The following is an 18,894-nucleotide window of genomic DNA, read 5'->3' as shown; positions in this document are numbered from 1 at the left end:
GCCGATCACTCGGTGGCGAAGTAGGTGTTGTAGATCTCGTCGTAGGTGCCGTCGTCGCGCATCTCACCGAGCTGCTCGTTGACCGCGTCCACGAGGGCGGTGTTGCCCTTCTTCATGGCGAGGCCGTAGGACTCGTCGGTCGAGAAGGTCTCGACGACCTTGAAGCCGCCCGACTCCTGGTGGTTGATGTTGACCGGGAGGTCCTGCAGCAGCGCCTCGACCTGGCCGGCCTTGATCGCCTGGAACATCTCGGCGTCGCTGGGGAACGACACGATCTCCGCGCCGCTCGCGTTCTCCTCGGCGTAGGCCTTGCCGGTGGTGCCCTGCTGGACGCCGATCTTCACGCCGTCGAGGTCGTCGATCGAGGCGATGTCGGAGTCGTCGGCGACGAGGAGGGACTGCTGGGAGTCGTAGTAGCCGTCGGAGAAGTCGAGGGCGGCCTTGCGCTCGTCGGTGATGGTCATCGCGCTGGCGGCGAGGTCGCACTGGGCCGCGTTGAGCGCCTGACCGCTCTGGAGGGCGTCGAAGGAGGAGTCCTTGACCGCGAGCTCGAGCTCGAGGCCGTCGGCGATCTCCTGCACGATGTCGATGTCGAAGCCCTTGAAGCCGGAGTCGGAGGTCTCGTCGAAGTCCTCGAACGGCGGGTAGGGCACGTCGGAGCAGACCGTGAGGGTGCCCGAGGACACCGTGTCGAGGCTGCTCTCGCTGCTGGTGTCGTTGCCGGCGTCGGGGGAGTCGTCGCTCGCGTCGTCGCCGCACGCGCCGAGCGTGAGGGCCAGGGCCAGAGCGGGGACCAGGGTCAGGGATCGGTGAAGGGTGCGAGTGCGCATGCGGCGGAGCCTAGACCACAAGGACCGGACCGGAAGATGGCTTTGGCAGGTACGTCGGCAACGATCCGATGACGCTTGTCCCCAGACCCTGGTGGGGGTCCTCCTGACAGACCCCTCGCGACGGCGTAGGGTCTGCGGCACTGCCCGAGCCGGGATGCGGCAGGGCACGGGGGAAGCGGTCACATCGAGCTGATCCTTGGGAGTCGACATGAGCAGGACTGCGGTGGTCGTGCGAGCGGCCGACCCCTCCGACGCGCCGTCGCTGCGCGAGCTGTGGTGCGGCATCCTCCGCAGGGGCAGTCGCGACGAGCAGCTCGCCGACGTGGCGCGGATCGTCGCGACGGCCTGCTCGAGCGACGATCGGTGCGTGGTCGTCGCCGAGATCGACGGCGAGGTGGCCGGCGCGGTCTACCTCGAGGCCGCCACCTTCACCCCCCTCAACCTCGAGCCCGCCGTGCTGGCGGTCTCGCCCCACGTGTTCACGCAGTTCCGCCGCAAGGGCGTGGGCAGCGCGCTCATGGAGGCGGCCTGCCGCTTCGCCGAGCAGCACGGCATCAGCCACGTGCAGACGGCCGCGGCCGCCGAGGCGCGCGACGCCAACCGCTTCATGGCCCGGCTGTCGTTCGCGCCCCAGGCGACGCTGCGCGCCGCCACCACGGGCGCCGTACGCGCGCGGCTGCCGCAGGGCCGCCAGGCGACCCCCGCCGCGTCGAGCCGCCAGCGCATCGACCGGGTGCTGGCCGCCCGCCGAGTGCGCCGCGAGCGCGTCCCCGGCTGAGCAGCGCCCGCCGGCTCAGCCCTGCGGGGCGTCGAGCAGCGCGCAGGTGATGCGCGAGGTGCACACCCGCCGGCCCTGCTCGTCGCTGATCACGACCTCGAAGCACGTCGACGACCGGCCGAGGTGGATCGGGGTGGCGACGCCGGTGACCACGCCCGCGGTGGCGGAGCGGTGGTGGGTGGCGTTGATGTCGACGCCGACCGCGATCTTGGCCGGGTAGGCGTGGACGGCCGACCCGATCGAGCCCAGCGTCTCGGCCAGCACGACCGAGGCGCCGCCGTGCAGGAGGCCGAACGGCTGGGTGTTGCCCTCGACGGGCATGGTGGCCACGACCCGCTCGGCGGAGACCTCGACCAGCTGCACGCCCATCTTGTCGTTGAGCCGCCCGTTGCCCTCGGGGAGGAACGCGATGAGCTCGTCGATGCTGAGGTCGGCCAGGGACGCGGGGGGCGTGGGGGGTGTCTCGCTCATGGCGCCATTGTGTCCGAGCGGTGCCCCCGGATGGGGCCGGGGCTCGGGGCGTGCTGTCGGCGACGACGGCTAGAGTCGGCGGGTGCCTGAGACGAGCGAGTCGACCCGCCCCCGCCTCCTCCTGCTGGACGGCCACTCACTGGCCTACCGCGCGTTCTTCGCCCTCCCGGTGGAGAACTTCGCGACCGCGTCCGGGCAGCACACCAACGCCGTCTACGGGTTCACCTCGATGCTGGTCAACGTGCTCCGCGACGAGCGGCCGACCCACGTGGCCGTGGCGTTCGACAAGTCGCGCCAGACCTTCCGGCTCGAGGAGTACAGCGAGTACAAGGCCAAGCGCAACAAGACCCCCGACGAGTTCGGCAGCCAGCTCCCGCTGATCCGCCGGGTGCTCGACGCGCTGCGCATCCAGCACCTGTCGATGGACGGCTACGAGGCCGACGACATCATCGCCACGCTCGCCACCCAGGGCCTCGCCGAGGGCATGGAGGTGCTGATCATGACCGGCGACCGCGACTCCATCCAGCTCGTCACCGACGACTCGACCGTGCTCTACACGATGCGGGGGGTCAGCGACCTGGCCCGGCTGACGCCGGCGGCCGTGCAGGAGAAGTACGGCGTCCCGCCCGAGCGCTACCCCGAGCTGGCGGCGATCGTCGGTGAGACCTCCGACAACCTGCCCGGCGTGCCGGGTGTCGGCCAGGGCTACGCCGCCAAGTGGATCAACCAGTTCGACGGCCTCGACAACGTGATCGCCCGCGCCGACGAGATCACCGGCAAGAAGGGCGAGGCGCTCCGCGCCCACCTCGGCGACGTCATCCGCAACCGCCGGCTCAACGCCCTGGTCCGCGACCTCACCCTCCCCGTGCGCCCCGACGGCCTCGTGCGGCAGCCGTGGGACCGCACCGCCGGCCTCGAGCTGCTCGACGAGCTCGAGTTCCGCGGCGAGCTGCGCGGCCGGCTGCTCGACACCATCGACCCCGACCCCGACGAGGCCACCGAGGCCGAGTCCGGCTTCGAGCTCGACGGCCGTCGTCTCGGCACCGGCGAGGCGGCGGCGTGGCTCGACGAGCACGCCCCCGAGGGCACGCGGGTCGGGCTGTCCGTCCAGGGCAGCTGGCGCGCCGGCACGGGCGACGTGCTCTCCATCGCCGTGGCGACGCGGGAGGGTCAGGCCGCCTGGGTCGACGTGAGCGACATCGACCCCGACGACGACGCCGCGATCGCGGCGTGGCTCGCCGACCCCTCGCGCCCCAAGGCCGTCCACGACGCCAAGGGGCCGAGCCTCGCGCTGGCCGCCCGCGGGTGGGAGCTCGCCGGCCTCGAGGTCGACACCGCCCTCGCGGCCTACCTCGTCCAGCCCGACCAGCGCTCCTACGACCTCGCCGACCTGACCCTGCGCTACCTCAAGCGCGAGCTGCGCCAGGACACCGTCGACGCCGACCAGCTGAGCTTCGACGCGATGGACGACACGACGGCCAGCGACACGGCCATGCTGACCGCCCGGGCCGTCCTCGACCTCGCCGACGCGCTCGACGACGCGGTCGAGGAGCACGGCGGCACCCGCCTGCTGCGCGAGGTCGAGCTGCCGCTGATCGGCACGCTCGCGCGGATGGAGCAGGTGGGCATCGCCGTCGACGTCGACTACCTCGAGGGCCTCGAGTCGGAGTTCAGCGACCAGGTGCGCGCCGCGGCCAACGACGCCTACGACGTGATCGGCAAGGAGATCAACCTCGGCTCGCCCAAGCAGCTGCAGGTGGTGCTGTTCGACGAGCTCGACATGCCCAAGACCAAGCGCACCAAGACCGGCTACACCACCGACGCCGACGCGCTCCAGCAGCTGTTCGAGAAGACCGAGCACCCCTTCCTCCAGCACCTGTTGCGCCACCGCGACGTGATCCGGTTGCGCCAGACGGTCGAGGGCCTGCTCAAGTCGGTGGCCGCCGACGGGCGCATCCACACGACCTACAACCAGATCATCGCGGCCACGGGCCGGCTCTCCAGCACCGACCCCAACCTGCAGAACATCCCGGTCCGCACCGAGGCCGGTCGGCGCATCCGGGAGGGCTTCGTCGTCGGCAAGGACGGCGAGGCGCTGCTGACGGCCGACTACAGCCAGGTGGAGATGCGCATCATGGCGCACCTCTCCGAGGACGCCCTGCTCATCGAGGCCTTCCGCTCCGGGCAGGACTTCCACTCGATCACCGCGGCACGGGTCTTCGGCGTCGCCGCCGAGGACGTCACGGTCGAGCAACGCGCCAAGATCAAGGCGATGAACTACGGGCTCGCCTACGGCCTGTCGGCGTTCGGCCTGTCCCAGCAGCTGCGGATCTCCACCTCGGAGGCCAAGGCCCTCATGGACGAGTACTTCGAGACGTTCGGCGGGGTCCGCGACTACCTGACCGGCATCGTCGACGAGGCACGCCGCTCGGGCTTCACCGAGACGATCATGGGGCGTCGCCGCTACCTGCCCGACCTCACCAGCGACAACCGCCAGCGCCGTGAGACCGCGGAGCGGATGGCGCTCAACGCCCCCATCCAGGGCTCGGCCGCCGACCTGGTGAAGGTCGCGATGCTGGGTGTCGAGCGCGCCCTGGTCGAGCACGGGCTGCGCTCACGGATGCTCCTCCAGGTCCATGACGAGCTCGTGCTGGAGGTGGCGCCGGGGGAGGGCGACGCGCTCGCGGAGATCGTCCGGGCCGAGATGGGCGGCGCGGCCGACCTGGCCGTGCCCCTCGACGTGTCGATCGGCACCGGGCGCAGCTGGCACGACGCCGCTCACTGAGCGCGCGGTCAGGCCGCGGTCAGGCCGCGAGCGTCGCAGGCTCTGCCGGCGGGGGCGCCGTCCGGGCGATGCGGAGGCTCGCCAGGGTCAGCACGCCGAGCAGGGTGGCGTCCACGACGACGACCGAGGTGACGAGACCGCCGACCGTGTCGGCCCGAAGCCCGAGCGCGACGACGGCGGCGAGCGCTGCCCAGACCAGGAGCACCGAGCGCCGCGCCTGGCGCGCGAGGACGGCGTAGACCTGCAGCTGCAGCATCGCCAGCACGGTACCCAGCGCCGCGAACAGCCACAGCAGTCCCTCCACCTCGCCGAAGTCCGAACCGCCGACGAAGATCATCGCGACCCCGGACAGCACCTTGGCGGCGACCACGGCGAGGGCACCGAGGACGCCGATCGCCGCCAGGCTGCGCACCAGCGCGCGCCGTCGCCGCTCGGGCGAGGCCATGTCGGGGAACGCCACCACGACGATGAACTGAGGCAGGAACAGCATCACCTTGGTCATGATGAGGCCCGCGGCGTAGAGACCGGCGTCGTGGCCGTCGAGCACCTGCCGGGCGACGACGATGTCGACGCTCGACAGGGCGAAGAACGCGAACAGCACCTGGGCGTTGTGGGTGCTCTCCGCCAGCATCGCGCGCGCCGAGTGCTCCGGCGCCTCCACGCCCGGCGTACGACGATCGCGCACGGCCCACCACCCGACGGCCAGGGGGAAGAGGAAGCCGATGGCCACGCCGAGGACCGCGCTGGTCGCGTCGGGGCGCCACAGGATCAGCGAGGTGCCGACGACGAGCCGGGGGATGCCGCTCGCGAGGTAGAGGGCCGACAGCGCTCCCCACCGGCGCTCGCCCTGGAGCACGCCCGCCTGGCCGCCGGTGAGGGTCATCGGGACGACCACGAGCGAGACGATGACGGCGGTGCTCAGCTCGTCGAGCCGGAGCAGGCGCTGGGTCACCGGGGCCAGCGCGAGCATCACCCCTCCCGCGACCAGCGCGACCTTCCTGGTGAGCGAGAGGATCGCCCGCTCGATGGCAGCGACGTTGTCGCGGTCGACGGCGATGCGTCGGGCCGCGGTGGCCTGCAGGCCGAGTGCCCCGACCTGCAGCACGATCAGCAACCCCAGGCACGCGGCCAGCGCGCCGTACTCGCTCGGCCCGAGGACCCGGGCGGCCACCATGGTGAACCCGTAGGTGGCGATGTTCATCGCGCTGGTGGCGACCGCGACGGTGCTGCCGTCGAAGGTGCGCGGGGGGCGCACCCTCGTCGGCCTGGTCACTGCGGCATCCTAGGTCCCGGCCTCGGCACCGGGTTGCGAGCCCCGGTGCACCTAGGCTGTGCTCCCGTGCGGACGACGACCAGTGCGGTGGCCCTTCGCCTCGCCCCCGTGCTGTGGTCGTCCCTGCTCGGCGTCCTGCTGCTGGGGGGTGCGCTGGGCCCGGGCTACGTGCTGGCCTACGACATGGTGTGGGTGCCCGACCTCGCGGTGCGCCCCGACTTCCTGGGTCTCGGATCGGGCCTGCCGCGGGCCGTGCCGTCGGACCTGGTGGTCGCGCTGGTCGACGAGGTGGTGCCGGGGGCGGTGCTGCAGAAGGCGGTCCTCCTCGGGGCGCTCGCCGTGGCCGGCACGGGCGCCTGGCGAATGGCCGAGCGCGGAGGCCTGCTCGCCTCGGTGGCGGCCGCGACGCTCTACGTCTGGAACCCGTTCGTCGCCGAGCGGCTGGGCATCGGCCACTGGCCGCTCCTCCTGACCTACGCCGCACTGCCGTGGATCCACCTGTGCGCCCGGCGGGTGGGGGCGGGGGAGCGGGCGCTCCCGCAGCTCGTGCTGTGGCTGGGCCTGGCGAGCCTGAGCCCCGTCGGGGGCCTCGTCGCCGGCGTGATGGCGACGGTGGGTGTGGTGGCATCGGGACGCCCCGCGACGCGCAGGCTCGGGTGGACGGTCGCCGCGGTGGCAGCGGTCAACTCCCCGTGGGTCGTGGCCGGCGCCCTCCACGGCACCGGCGCGGTGAGCGACCCCACCGCGGTGACCCTGTTCGCGGCGCACGCCGAGGGACACCTTCCCCCCTGGGCGGCCGTGCTGGGGCTCGGTGGCATCTGGAACGCCGAGGTCGTCCCGGGCTCGCGGACCACGTGGGTGGCCGTCGTGGCCCTCGTCCTCGTCCTCACCGTCTGCGCCGCGGGCGCCGCACGCTGGGTCCGGTCCACGGCCGGGCCCGACCGGGTGGCGCTGCTCGTGCCCGCGGCGCTCGGCCTGGTGCTGGCACTGGCCGGCGCGGCCGCGCCCGAGGTCGTGGGCTGGGTGGTCGCCCATGTCCCCGGAGCGGGGCTGCTGCGCGACGGCACGCGGTTCGTGGCGCTCGTCGCACCTCTGCAGGCGCTGCTCTTCGGCCTCGGGGTGGTGCGGCTGGTCGAGGCGGTGCCACGGCGGGCGCCGGCCGCGCTGCTGGGCACCGTGCTGGTCCTCGCGCCGGTCACGCTGATGCCCGACGCCGCGCTCGGCCTCTCCGGGCGCCTCGACGCCGCGGACTACCCGGACGAGTACGCCGAGGCCCGCCACGCGCTCGCGGACAGCCGACGCGCCGGCCATTCCGGCGACGTGCTGGCGTTGCCGTTCACGTCCTACCGCCGTCCGGGCTGGAACGGCGGGCGCCGGACCCTCGACCCGGTCGGTCGCTACCTCCCGGCCGACTACCTGGCGAGCGACACGCTCGTGGTCTCCGGCACGCAGGTGCCCGGCGAGGACGCCCGGGCCCGTCGCGTGGCGCGCGCCCTCTCCTCGATGCGGGGCACCGACCTGCGGCGGGCGCTGGCCGACGAGGGCATCGGGTGGGTCGTCCTCGACCGTGAGGCCGCGCAGGCGCTCGCCGACGAGGGCCTCGACGCGCCGGCGTACGGCACTGCCCCCGCGCTCGGGGACGCGACGGTCCTGCACGACGGCAGCCTGCTCACGGTGTGGGCGCTGCCCGGGGAGCCCGGCGAGGAGACGAGGGCACCCGCGGAGCGTCCCTTCCCCCTGGTCCTGCTGCTCCTCGCCTGGACACTCGCCGGCGGCTCGCTCACGGCCGCCGCCGTGCTCGTGGCGACCGGCCGGTGGAAGAGTCGGCGTCAAATGCACCGCAGCGTCTGACGGAGTGCTAGGTTTCTCTCGGTCTACTGAACTGGAGCATTGACGTGCAGGGAATGATTGGTGGCATCGTCGCGGTCGTTGTCGGCTGCGTGCTTGCCGGACTCACCACCGTGGGCGTCGTCAGCACGGTGAGCAGCGCGCCGTCGCAGCCTGACCAGAGCGTCATGGACTACGGCACCAACCAGCAGACCGCCGAGTAGCACGGCGCCGCTGCCCCCGAGCCGGCACCCCCTCCCCGCAGCACCGCCCGCGGCACTGTCCCGCGGCAGCGTGATCGGTGGTCGTCGCCCTGTCAGGGCCCGTCAGGGTCCTCGACCGCGACACGCCGTCCAGCGAGCACGTCGGCGAGCACGTGGGCGAACGACTCCTGTGAGTGCGACCAGGAGAACATGTCCGACATCTCGCGCGCACCCTTGCCGAGGCGAGTGCGCTCGGAGTCGTCGCGCACGAGACGGCGCACGGTCTCGGTGAGCTCCTCGGGCGTGTCCACGAGCAGTCCCGAGGTGCCGTCGGCGATGGACTCCCGCGTCCCACCCGCCGAGGCGTAGGCCACCGTCGGCACGCCGTGGCTGCCGGCCTCGCCGACCACGATGCCCCAGCCCTCCTTGAGCGACGGCAGCACCATGAGCCAGGAGCTGGCCAGGATCTCGTGCTTCTCGTGCTCGCTGACGTGCCCGGTGAACCGGACGGCGTCCTCGGCCGCGTGCTCGGCGACGTAGGCGCGCAGGGACTCCTCCCACCAGCCGTTGCCCACGACCACGAGCACTGCATCGGGCCGATCGGCCCGGAGCGCGACGATCGCGTCGATGGCGTGCTCGACCTGCTTGTGGGGGACCAGTCGCCCCAGCACGCAGAGCAGGGGCGAGGTGCTGGGAGCGATGTCGAGCGCCGGCGGCGGCGCGGTGCCGTTGTGGACGACGGCGATGCGATCGCGGCCCACGCCCAGGGCGATCAGCTCGGCCCGGGTGGCCCGCGACACGGCGACGTACTGCGAGCGACGATAGACGCGCGGCGCGACGACCCGCTCGATCCACCAGCCGACCCGTCCCAGGAGGCCCGGGAAGACGACCGGCCACTGCTCACGGTGGACGTGGTGGACCAGGACGACGACGGGGACCCGGGTGACCAGGCGGGTGAAGAAGGGCAGCCCGTTCTGCACGTCGACCACCAGGTCGACCCTTCCGAAGCGGCGCAGCACCAGGTGGAGCATGCCGAGCAGGTAGATCGCGAGGTGGTCGCCGCGGCGGACGTAGCGCACTCCGTCGACGACCTCGTCGCCCGGCGCATGGTCGTGGGCGGCGCAGAAGATGGTGGCTCGTGCGCCGCGGTCGACGAGGCCGCGCGCCATCGCCTCGACGTAGCGCTCCGACCCGCCCCCCTCGGGGTTCTGGGTGTCGCGCCAGTTGAAGAGCACGACGTGGCGTCCCTCGAGTGACGCCCGGTCAGGTGCCTGCATGCGCAGGATGTTACCCGTCAGTTGGGTTTCGTGTGAGCCTGCTCTCCAGGAGATCGCCGACGCGGCCCGAGCGGCCGGGTCGTGCCTGACATACTCCGTCCCCATGACCGGCCTGGACGCTCTCCGACTGTTCTACGAGCGCCGCATCGCGGTGCCGGTCGACGACGACGCGCTCGTCCTCGACGTCGGCAGCGGAGACAAGCCCTCGTGGCGCGCCGACGTGCTGCTCGACCGCTACGCGGGCGCCGAGCACGCCGCCCAGCGCTCCGGACGGGCGGCGGCTCGGGTGAGCCGTCCCCTCTTCGACGCCGACGCCGCCGACATGCCCTTCCGCGACGGTGCGTTCGACTACGCCATCTGCTCCAACCTGCTCGAGCACGTGGAGGACCCGGCCGCCGTCGCCGCGGAGCTCGGCCGGGTGGCCAGGGCCGGCTACATCGAGGTCCCCGAGGCGGCGAGCGCCAAGATCGTCGACTTCCCGTCCCACGTGTGGTGGTGCCGGCTGGAGGAGGGCGCCGACGGGCCGACGCTGGTCATGACGGCCAAGCAGGCGCCGTGGTTCGACGCCGAGATCGACGCCTACATCGAGCGCGCCGGCGTACGCCAGGAGCTGGACGACCTGCTCAACCGGCGCTTCGAGCACCGCGTCATCCAGTATCACTGGAGCGGGTCGGTCGACCTGCGGACCGAGGGCGAGCTCGATCCGGCGTTCTTCGCCGAGGCGATGCGCGCACCCGGACACCAGCGCGGCTGGGAGGCCGCGGCCGCGCAGGCGCTGACCGGGGCGCTGACGTGGCGCACGCGGCGGCGGCGCAGCGACCGGACGATCCGTCTGGACGAGGTCGTCAAGCCGGAGCTCTGCCGCGGCCGCGACGGCGGTGAGGTGCTGGAGCGCAGGATCTACCGCCTGCCCGGGACCGACGCCGCGCAGTGACACCGCGAGGTGCCTGTGCGCGCGTGCGGGCCGGGCGGTCAGAAGGGGTCGTAGGGCCCTTCGTGGCCGAAGGCCCGTGCCGCCACGGAGCGCAGCCGCAGTCGCAGGAGCACCTTGACCGCGACGTTGCGCACCCACCAGGGGATCTCGCGCACGATGCGCACCCGGTCGGCGACGCTCGGGCGGCCCACCCGGAACAGTGCCAGCGAGCCCGCGCGACGCTCGTAGCGGATCGTGCGCGACGGCAGGACCTTGGCGAGCACGCCGAGCGTCACCCCGATGGAGGAATAGCAGTCGTGCACGAGGATCGGTGCGCCGGGCGGCAGGTGGCCGGCCCACTTGAGGTCGTCGCTGAGGGTCCAGTAGTCGTGCTTGCCGTCGATGTAGAGGTAGTCGATGCGACGGGTCCACGTGGGCCGCGCTCGGGTGCTGTAGTCGGGGAGCAGCTCCACGGTGTCGGCCAGCTCCGCGTGACGGACGTTGGTCTCGAACTTGGTCCGGGTCGAGGGACCGCCGAAGAGTCGACCGTCGACGAACGGGTCGACGGCGACGACGCGGCCACCGTGCGCCCGGGCGGCGGATCCGAGGACGACCGTCGACTTTCCCTGGTGGCTGCCGATCTCGAGCAGGAGCGGGCCGGCGGGCAGCTCGCGCGCGGTGTCGAACAGCAGCCTCGCCTGCTCCTGGGTGAGCCACCCCGGGATCGTCGACGCGACGTCCCAGACGGCCTCGAAGTCGAGGGCTGGGCGATCGCTCATCTGGAGTTCCTTGCGGCCGGGCGGCCGGGGTGGCCGAGAGTGACGACGCAGAATATAGACTGCGCCGCGCTCGGCTGGGTCGACATGGGAGGCAGCCTCAGTGACTGACGGCGCCGCCACCACGGCCCCGGTGCGCCAGTGGCGCCGGCCATCACGGCCCGCGTGGCCCACCCGCGTCACCATTCTCGTCTACGTCGGCGTGGTCGTGCTCAACCTGCTGCAGCAGCCGGGACGCATCACGTTCGACACCAAGCTCGACCTCCAGCTCGATCCCGGTGCCCTGCTGTCGCGCAGCCTCGACCTGTGGAACGCCGACTGGGCGCTGGGTGGGCTGCAGAACCAGGCGTCGGGCTACCTCTTCCCGATGGGCCCGGCCTTCCTCCTCGGTGAGGCACTCGGCGTCCCGATGTGGGTGTGGGAGCGGTTGTGGTCGGCGGCGGTCATGCTGCTCGCCTACGAGGGGGCGCGACGTCTCGCCTCGAGGTGGCCGGGGATCGGCCCGGCAGGCGCCGTGCTGGCCGGTCTCACCTACATGCTGTCGCCCCGGGTCCTCACCACGGTCGGTGGGCTGAGCGGCGAGACCCTCCCCGCCGCCGTCCTGCCGTGGACCGTCCTGCCGTTGGTGCTGTTCCTCAGGGGCCGGATGCGCGGCTGGGTGGCCTTCGTCCTGTCGGCCGCGACGGTGCCCCTGATGGGAGGCCAGAACGCGACCCTGGTCGTGGCGTGTCTGGTCCTCCCGGCGCTCCTCCTCGCCCTCGCCTCCGGACGGTCGCTGCGCCAGCGGTTCGGCCACCTCGCGGGGTGGGGCGCGCTCGTGGGCGTCGCCTCCCTGTGGTGGGTGGTGCCGCTCCTGCTGCTCGGTGCGTACGCCCCTCCCTTCCTCGACTTCATCGAGTCCGCCCGCAACACCGCAGGTGCGACGGGGTGGCTGTCGTCGCTGCGCGGCACCAGCCACTGGGTCGCCTTCTTCCCCGGGGGCGGCCAGGTCGGCTGGGAGGGCGGCTACGAGCTGGCGTCCTCGCGACTCCTGCTGCTCCCCACCGTGCTCGTCGCGGCGGTCGGCCTGGTGGGCCTGCTGCAGCGTGGGCTCTGGGAGCGGCGGACGCTGGCCGTCTCGGTGCTGGTCGGCCTGGCGGTGCTGACCGCCGGGAGCGGTGGATGGGCCGGCTCCGTGCTCGCCGACGCCTGGCTCCACGCGCTCGACACCTCGCTCGCGCCGCTGCGCAACATCCACAAGTTCGACCCCGTCGTCAGGCTGCCGCTGAGCCTCGGGGTCGGCGCCTTCGTGACGTCGGCGCTGCCGCGCACGTGGCGCCGTACGAGCACCTCGGCCGCGCTCCCCGCCCGCGGCATCGCCATGGGCGCGGTCGCTCTCGTCGTGCTCGTCGCCGCCGGCCCGGCAGCAGCAGGGTCGCTGCGCACGACGGGTGGTTTCGACGACATACCCGACCAGTGGCGCGACGCGGTCGCCTTCCTCGACGAGCAGCCGGGTCCGACGCGGGCGATCGTGCTCCCGGGCGCGGGGTTCGCGGTGCAGACCTGGGGGCGGACGATCGACGAGCCGATCCAGGTGCTCGACCCCACGCCGTGGATGGCCCGTGCCCAGGTGACCGTCGCGCCCGCCGGGACGCTGCGCCTGCTCGACTCCGTGGAGCAGTCGGTCGCCGAGCCGCGGCCGCAGAAGCGCCTCGCCGCCGCACTCGAGGCACTCGGTGTCACCCACGTGATGGTGCGCGACGACCTCGACCGCGACGAGGCCGACGCACCCGATCACGCGCTGGTGCGCACCGCGGTCGCCAACGTCCGGGGAGCCGCGCTGGCCGCCGCGTTCGGGAGCACGTCCGACGGCGTCGCCGAGGTGGAGGTCTACGAGCTGCGCCACGATGACGAGCCGCGCGTGGACGTGCAGGACTGGGCCGACCGGGCGGTCGTCGACGGCGCACCCGAGGCCGTCCCCGACGTGCGCGCAGCGGGCCTGGTGGGGGAGGACCAGGCGGTCGTCCTCGCGACGGGCGACGAGCGCCCCGACGTCGTCACCGACAGCCTGCGCCGCGTCGAGCGCAGCTTCGGCCGGGTCCAGGACCCCCGGTCGGGCGTGATGACGGCGACCGACTCCTACCGGGTCCGGCGGCTGGCCCACGACCACAGCGACGACGCCATGCCGCAGGCGCGCACCGTCGCCGACTATGACGGGGCCGCCGAGATCGTCGCGTCCACCTCCGCCGGGTACGCCGACATCCTGGGGCCGGTGCGGCCCGAGCAGCACCCGTGGTCCGCCTTCGACCACTCGATCTTCACGGCGTGGGGCACCGACCCGTTGGCGCCACCCGAGGGACAGTGGATCGAGGTGACGTTCGACGCACCGATCCGGGTGGGCGAGGTGTCGCTGTCCTTCGACACCTTCACCGGAGCACCGGTCACCTCGGTGCGGGTATCGACCGACGACCGCTCCGCCGTGGCCGAGGTCGAGCCCGGCGGTGCGGTGCCGACCCTCAGCATCGACGACGACGCCACCACCCGACTGCGCATCACCGTGCTCGGAGCGGGAGCCGAGCGCGGACAGGTCCGTCTCTCCGACGTGCGGATCGCGGGTCACGACGTGACGCGGTCACTGGTGGTGCCGGGCCCCGTGTCCGCCGACACCGCCGTCCTGCTCCACGCCGAGGTGCCCCGACGGGCCTGCGTCGTGGGCACCGACCACTCGGTGGTGGGCTGCGAGCTGGCCTGGCAGCGGGAGACGTCGGAGACGCCGGGCTTCGACCGCACGATCACGGTCGCGGAGAGTGGGGAGTGGACCCTCAAGGGGCGCGCCTTCGCGACCCACGGCCCGGCGCTCGACCGGCTCTTCGCTCCGCTGGACGACGACCTGGTGACGGTCACCGCCACGTCCACCTACGGCGGCGACCCGGCGGTGACCGCGGCCGGCGCGCTCGACGGACGTGCGGAGACGGGCTGGACGTCGGCGCCCGGAGACCCGGCCGCCGCTCTGCAGCTGACGTGGGGTCCGCGTCGCACGGTCTCGAGCGTGAGGCTCCGCGCCTCGCCCGGCACGCCCGGTGAGCTGCCCGAGCTCGTCGTGGTCGACGGCGGCCCCGGGACGGGCGACCCCCAGCTGGTGGCGACCCGGGGAGGCGGCGCCGGCGAGATGCGACCGGTGCGGACCAACCGGCTCCGCGTCACGGCGTACGGACCAGCCGGCCTCGACGGCGTGGGCGTCTCCGAGCTCGAGGTCGACGGGATCGAAGACCTGCAGGTCCGACCGGACCCCCGAACCTCCACGGGCACGGCGTGCGGCTTCGGCCCGACGATCGAGGTCGGCGGGCGCATCGTGCAGACCCGCGTCAGCGGCACCCTCGACGACATCCGAACGGGCGCCGATCTCGAAATCGTCGCCTGCGGCAAGCGGTCGATCTCGCTGCCGGCGGGGGAGCACCGCATCCGCGTGATGAACCCCGACGGCTTCGTGACCTCCAGCCTGGCGCTGACCCCGTCCGCGCCGGCTGCGGCGACCTCCACCGCTCGACCCTCCGTCCTGGAGTGGGCGGCCACCCACCGAGAGGTCGAGGTGTCGGTGTCCTCGGAGTCGGTCGTGGGCGTCGCCGAGAGCGCCAACAGCGGCTGGACCGCACGCGTCGGCGCCACGGAGCTCGATCCGGTCGTCCTCGACGGGTGGCGCCAGGGCTTCGTGGTCCCCGCCGGCACCACCGGGGTCGTCGTCATGGACTACGCACCCCAGACGCCGTTCCGGCTGGCGATCACCGTCGGGCTCGCCATGGCGGCGGCCCTGCTCGCCCTCGCCGTCGCCCTGCTCGTGCGGCGGAGCTGGCGCACGCGGTCCGGGTCGTCGTGGCCGACGGAGGGACCGCGTCACGGCCGGGCTGAGGTCGAGGTCGCGGAGGACGCCGGGGCTGGCGGGGAGGATGGCGGCGAGGCTGGCGGCCGGGATGGCGACGAGGACGGCCTGCCCCTCTGGGCGCGGGTGTCGGGTCTCGTGGTGCTTGCCGTCGTGTCCTTGCCGCTCGCCGTCGGCACCGTGGTCGGGTGGCTCACCCGGAGCCGTCCCGACGTCCAGGGCTGGGCGGCCGCCGCCGGCGCGCTGGTATTCGCAGGCGTGATCGCCCTGTCCACCTCTGCCATCGTCGTCCCACCGGTAGGCTCCGACGTCGTCGTGGCGCTGGCCGTGGGAGCCGTGTGCGGCCGGGTGCTCGCCCGGCCGTGAGCGATCCGGATCGGAGCCTGGTGTCCGGACGAGGAGGAGGGCGAGGGGCGGTGCCGGTAGCCGGTGTGCGCACGCTGGTCGTGTCGGTCCTCGCCGCGGCGGTCGCCGTCAGGCTGACCGCGACGCAGCCTCTCGCCGGTGCGTTCGCCCGGATCGGCGCTGACCCCGGTCGTGCGCTGGGGGACTCCTTCTCCGGGTGGACGGTGTCGGGCACGCTGGGCGACGCCACCGCACAGGGACTGCGCGAGGTGCCGCTCTCGAGCTTTCTGTGGTTGACCGACGTCCTGGGCCTTCCCCCGTCCGCTGGCAGGACGGTGTGGTCGGTGCTGGTGCTGGTGCTGGCCGTGGTCGGCGCCGTCCGGCTCGCACGTGCCCGCCCGGTGACCACCGAGCAGACCGTCGCGGGCGCGGAGGAGCCCTGGACGGCGTGGGTCGCTGCTGCGCTGTACGCGTGCGGACCCGTCCTCCTCGCCTCGCTGCAACACGCCCCGGGTGACGCGTTCGCGGCGGCCCTGCTGCCGTGGGTGCTGGTGCCGCTGGTGCGGCGTGTCGACGGGTGGCGGGCCGCGGCCGGCTCCGCCGGCTGGTTGGGGCTGGTCGGGGCCGGGTCGCCTGTCTGGGCTCTCGCTGCACTGGCGGCGGGTGCCGTCGCGGCCGTGACGACGTCCCGGCGGCCGGGGGGCGCCCGGCAGCTCGCACGGTGGTCCCTGCTCGCCGTGGCAGCGTCGGCCTGGTGGCTCGCCGCCTACGTGTGGGAGGCGTCGTACGCCACCGACGTGGGCGGCCTGGCAGCCACCGAGGCGTCGGCTGACGCCCTCGCGCTCGCCGCCGGGGTCTCCGCGACGTCGCCGGGCTGGGTCGCCGGCGTGGTCCTCGCGCCGGCGGCGGTCGCGCTGGCGTCCCTGGCCCTGCGGGTGGGACGTGAGCGGGTGCTCGTCGGCGCACTGCTGGCGCTGACAGCGGCCATGGCGGTCGCGGGCATCGCGTCGGGCGGGTGGCCGTCCTGGCTGCCGCTCCCCGCCGCAGCCGCGGGCGCGACCGATGCGGTTCCGGCGCCCTGGGGCATCCTCGCGGGCTGGATCGGCGTCGCGGGGCTGCTCGCGTGGACGCCGGTCGTGGAGTCGGCACGCGCCCGGGTGCCCCGTGCTGCGTCGGGCTGGTCACGCGAGGCCGGCCTCGCGGGCGCTGGCCTCGCCGTGCTGGTCCTGGGGACGCTCGCCGGGCCGGTCCTCGCCGTCCAGGAGGAGGGCGCCGCGACCGCAGCGCCCGACCCACGGGCCTGGGCCGACGTGGCCGCCTGGTCGGACACCGCGCCGCCGGGCCGGGTGCTCGTGCTGCCCGCCGTGACCGACGGTCGCGTGGACCCGATGGTGGCGCAGGCACTCAGCGGGCGGCCCTGGATCGGCCGTGACGCCCTCCCGCTGTCCGGCACCGCGGCGACGACAGCGGTCGACGCCGCTGTCAGTCGGCTCGACCGCGGTCACGACGGTGCAGGGACGGCTGCCGCGCTGCGCCACCTGGGCGTCTCCTACGTCCTGCTCCGCAACGACGTCGCCGCGGCGGTCGATCGCGAGCGTCCGATCGCGCTGGTGCGGCACGCGCTGATCCGCCTGGGAGCCTCCCGGGTCGCCGTCATCGATCCCACCGGGGCGCAGGACGCGGACGGCGGATCGGTGGTGCCGGCCATCGTGGACCTCGGCGTCCGCGACCCGTCCGGTGCTCTCGAGATCTGGGCGGTCGACGAGGCCGCGGACGGGGCCGTCGTGGACGGCGAGCCGCTGGCGGTGTCGGGAGACGCGCAGGTGGTCGCCGACCTGGCGGACGCCCGCCTGGCCGGCGGTTCGACCCTCGCGATCGGCTCGCCCGCCGACGGGCGGCCCGACATCGTGTCCGACAGCGCCAGGCGGCGCGACATGGACCTGCGTGTCGCCGTGGACCCGGCAGGTCCCAGCCTCGGTGCGGACGAGCCACGCAACGCCGTGCCGGCGGATGCCGGGGCCGGGGCGACCGCCACGCGCGCGGTGCAGGGGGCCGGACAGGTGCACGCCTCGTCGTCGGCCGCCGACCTCGACAGCTCGCGACGACGTCTCGGCGCCGTGCCCACCGCGGCGATCGACGGCAACACGTTCACGGCATGGCAGTCGCGTCGTGGCGCGGTCGTCGACGAGTGGTGGGAGATCTCCTTCGACGGGGTCACCGACCTGACGAACGCGTCGATGCAGGTCGTGCAGAACGTCTTCGCGACCTACCAGCTCACCCGGGTGCGGCTCGAGTCCGACAACGGCTCGACCGAGGTCGACGTCCCCGCCGACGGCGTGGTGCCGCTGGCGGTCGCCGGCCGGACCGCCCGGCTGCGGGTGGTCGCCACGGGCGTGGGCGGCACGCCGTCGGCGACCAGCAGCTTCGCGATCGCCGAGGTCGCCATTCCGGGGCTGGAGGTGGAGGAGGAGCTCGTCGTCGACGGAGGCGACGCCGATGCCTGGGTCCTCGCGGCTCGCCCGTCGAGCTTCGCCACGTGTGTCCCCTCCTTCTCGATCGGCGGCACCCGCGACCCCGGCGCCTACGAGACGGTGTGCAACCGGGGTCTGTCGGTCGACGGGCCCGACGCCGGCGCCATGGCCAGGGTGCTCCGCACCACGGTCGAGCAGAAGGTCGCCGGCCGCGTCTGGGTGCGCGCAGCGGACAGCACGCAGTCCGCTCGGCTGGCGCAGGAGCTGGCGCACCCCTCGATCGTCGCGTCGGCGTCGAGCGTCGCCGCGCCAGACCTCGTCGTCGGCCCGCAGGCCGCGGCGGACGACGACCCCAGCACCGCGTGGCGTCCGTCCCCGGAGGACGAGACACCGACACTCGACCTGTCCTGGGAGCGCCCCGGCGTGGTCACCGGGATCCGGGTGACGACCGCGGCGCGGCGTCTCTCCAGCCAGCCGACCCATGTCACCGTGTCCTACGGCGGCCGGACGCGCGTGGCGCTCGCGGAGATCGGTGCCGACGGGGTGGTCGACCTCCCGCCGGTGCGCACGCGCCGGGTCTCGCTGGCCTTCGAGTCCGAGCTGCCCCAGCCGTCGCTCGACTCCCTCACCGCCGCGTCGCAGCCGGTGCCGCTCGCGATCTCCGAGGTCGAGGTGCTCGGAGTTCCTCCCGCGGTCTACGAGGCGGATGCCGTCGAGCAGCTGCCGTGCGGATCAGGTCCGGAGGTGACGGTGGGCTCACGGTCCTACGAGACGGCCGTTCGGGCGTCGGCCCGTGAGGTGGCACAGTCGGCCGTCGTCCCGGCCACGCTGTGCGGTCGACCGGTGCTGGGCGCGGGCGACGTGCCGGTGAGGGTCGATGCGTCGTTCGCGTGGATCCCGGTCGGCCTGGTGCTGGCAGCGCCCGACTCCGCGCTCGGCGTCGTCGACGAGCTCTCGGATCCCACCGAGGTCGGGTCCACGGTCCCCCCAGGTGTGATCGGCGCGCGGCCACGCTCGCAGACCGTGCAGGTCGATGCGACCGGCCCGGCGACGCTGGTCCTCGCGGTGCCGGCAGGGAAGGGCTGGACC

At 73.6% G+C, this 18,894-nt stretch carries 11 protein-coding genes and 1 pseudogene; 7 read left to right on the top strand and 5 right to left on the bottom strand.

Annotation, left to right across the window (positions count from 1 at the left end; translation table 11 throughout):
• Positions 1 to 5: 5 nt before the first annotated feature.
• Positions 6 to 830 carry an ABC transporter substrate-binding protein gene (locus AC4H2S_RS11175; protein ID WP_491497048.1) on the bottom strand — a complete coding sequence of 275 codons (825 nt, stop codon included), beginning with the start codon at positions 828 to 830 and terminating at the stop codon, positions 6 to 8.
• Between the two features lie 208 nt (positions 831 to 1,038).
• Between AC4H2S_RS11175 and AC4H2S_RS11170 the strand changes: the two genes are divergently transcribed.
• A complete protein-coding gene (locus tag AC4H2S_RS11170; RefSeq protein WP_491497047.1) occupies positions 1,039 to 1,608 on the top strand; it encodes a GNAT family N-acetyltransferase in 570 nt (189 codons plus the stop codon).
• A gap of 15 nt (positions 1,609 to 1,623) precedes the next feature.
• Here AC4H2S_RS11170 and AC4H2S_RS11165 read toward each other — a convergent pair whose 3' ends face one another.
• Entirely contained in the window at positions 1,624 to 2,079 is a 456-nt protein-coding gene (locus AC4H2S_RS11165) for a hotdog fold thioesterase (RefSeq protein WP_491497046.1), read from the bottom strand.
• Positions 2,080 to 2,161: 82 nt separating this feature from the next.
• Here AC4H2S_RS11165 and polA point away from each other — a divergent pair, with 82 nt between their 5' ends.
• Positions 2,162 to 4,864 carry a DNA polymerase I gene (gene polA, locus AC4H2S_RS11160; RefSeq protein ID WP_491497045.1) on the top strand — a complete coding sequence of 901 codons (2,703 nt, stop codon included), beginning with the start codon at positions 2,162 to 2,164 and terminating at the stop codon, positions 4,862 to 4,864.
• A gap of 19 nt (positions 4,865 to 4,883) precedes the next feature.
• On the opposite strand, the gene AC4H2S_RS11155 is transcribed toward polA, so the two are convergent.
• Entirely contained in the window at positions 4,884 to 6,137 is a 1,254-nt protein-coding gene (locus AC4H2S_RS11155) for a lipopolysaccharide biosynthesis protein (protein ID WP_491497044.1), read from the bottom strand.
• A 66-nt stretch (positions 6,138 to 6,203) separates the two neighbouring features.
• Between AC4H2S_RS11155 and AC4H2S_RS11150 the strand changes: the two genes are divergently transcribed.
• Both AC4H2S_RS11150 and AC4H2S_RS11145 read left to right on the top strand, forming a co-directional pair.
• Positions 6,204 to 7,988 (top strand): MmpA family trehalose lipid delivery protein, encoded by a 1,785-nt coding sequence (locus AC4H2S_RS11150; protein WP_491497043.1) that lies wholly within the window; start codon positions 6,204 to 6,206, stop codon positions 7,986 to 7,988.
• A gap of 53 nt (positions 7,989 to 8,041) precedes the next feature.
• Positions 8,042 to 8,188, top strand: a complete 147-nt coding sequence (locus AC4H2S_RS11145; RefSeq protein WP_491497042.1) for a hypothetical protein — start codon at positions 8,042 to 8,044, stop codon at positions 8,186 to 8,188.
• Positions 8,189 to 8,280: 92 nt separating this feature from the next.
• Here AC4H2S_RS11145 and AC4H2S_RS11140 read toward each other — a convergent pair whose 3' ends face one another.
• The gene (locus AC4H2S_RS11140) at positions 8,281 to 9,444 is read right to left on the bottom strand and encodes a glycosyltransferase family 4 protein (protein ID WP_491497041.1); all 1,164 of its coding nucleotides are present in this window, start codon (positions 9,442 to 9,444) and stop codon (positions 8,281 to 8,283) included.
• A 103-nt stretch (positions 9,445 to 9,547) separates the two neighbouring features.
• Here AC4H2S_RS11140 and AC4H2S_RS11135 point away from each other — a divergent pair, with 103 nt between their 5' ends.
• Positions 9,548 to 10,378, top strand: a complete 831-nt coding sequence (locus AC4H2S_RS11135; RefSeq protein ID WP_491497040.1) for a class I SAM-dependent methyltransferase — start codon at positions 9,548 to 9,550, stop codon at positions 10,376 to 10,378.
• Between the two features lie 38 nt (positions 10,379 to 10,416).
• On the opposite strand, the gene AC4H2S_RS11130 is transcribed toward AC4H2S_RS11135, so the two are convergent.
• The gene (locus AC4H2S_RS11130; RefSeq protein ID WP_491497039.1) at positions 10,417 to 11,136 is read right to left on the bottom strand and encodes a class I SAM-dependent methyltransferase; all 720 of its coding nucleotides are present in this window, start codon (positions 11,134 to 11,136) and stop codon (positions 10,417 to 10,419) included.
• A 100-nt stretch (positions 11,137 to 11,236) separates the two neighbouring features.
• On the opposite strand from AC4H2S_RS11130, the gene AC4H2S_RS11125 reads away from it, so the two are divergent.
• Positions 11,237 to 15,355, top strand: a complete 4,119-nt coding sequence (locus AC4H2S_RS11125; RefSeq protein WP_491497038.1) for an alpha-(1->3)-arabinofuranosyltransferase domain-containing protein — start codon at positions 11,237 to 11,239, stop codon at positions 15,353 to 15,355.
• Positions 15,328 to 18,477, top strand: a pseudogene (locus AC4H2S_RS11120) (alpha-(1->3)-arabinofuranosyltransferase domain-containing protein); the annotation flags it as partial. The gene AC4H2S_RS11125 and the pseudogene AC4H2S_RS11120, both read left to right, overlap by 28 nt.
• Between the last annotated feature and the right edge of the window lie 417 nt (positions 18,478 to 18,894).

It is taken from the genome of Nocardioides sp. Z13_37 (assembly GCF_058355585.1).
Note: the sequence above shows the minus strand (reverse complement) of the source record. Positions and strands in the feature narration are given on the sequence as shown.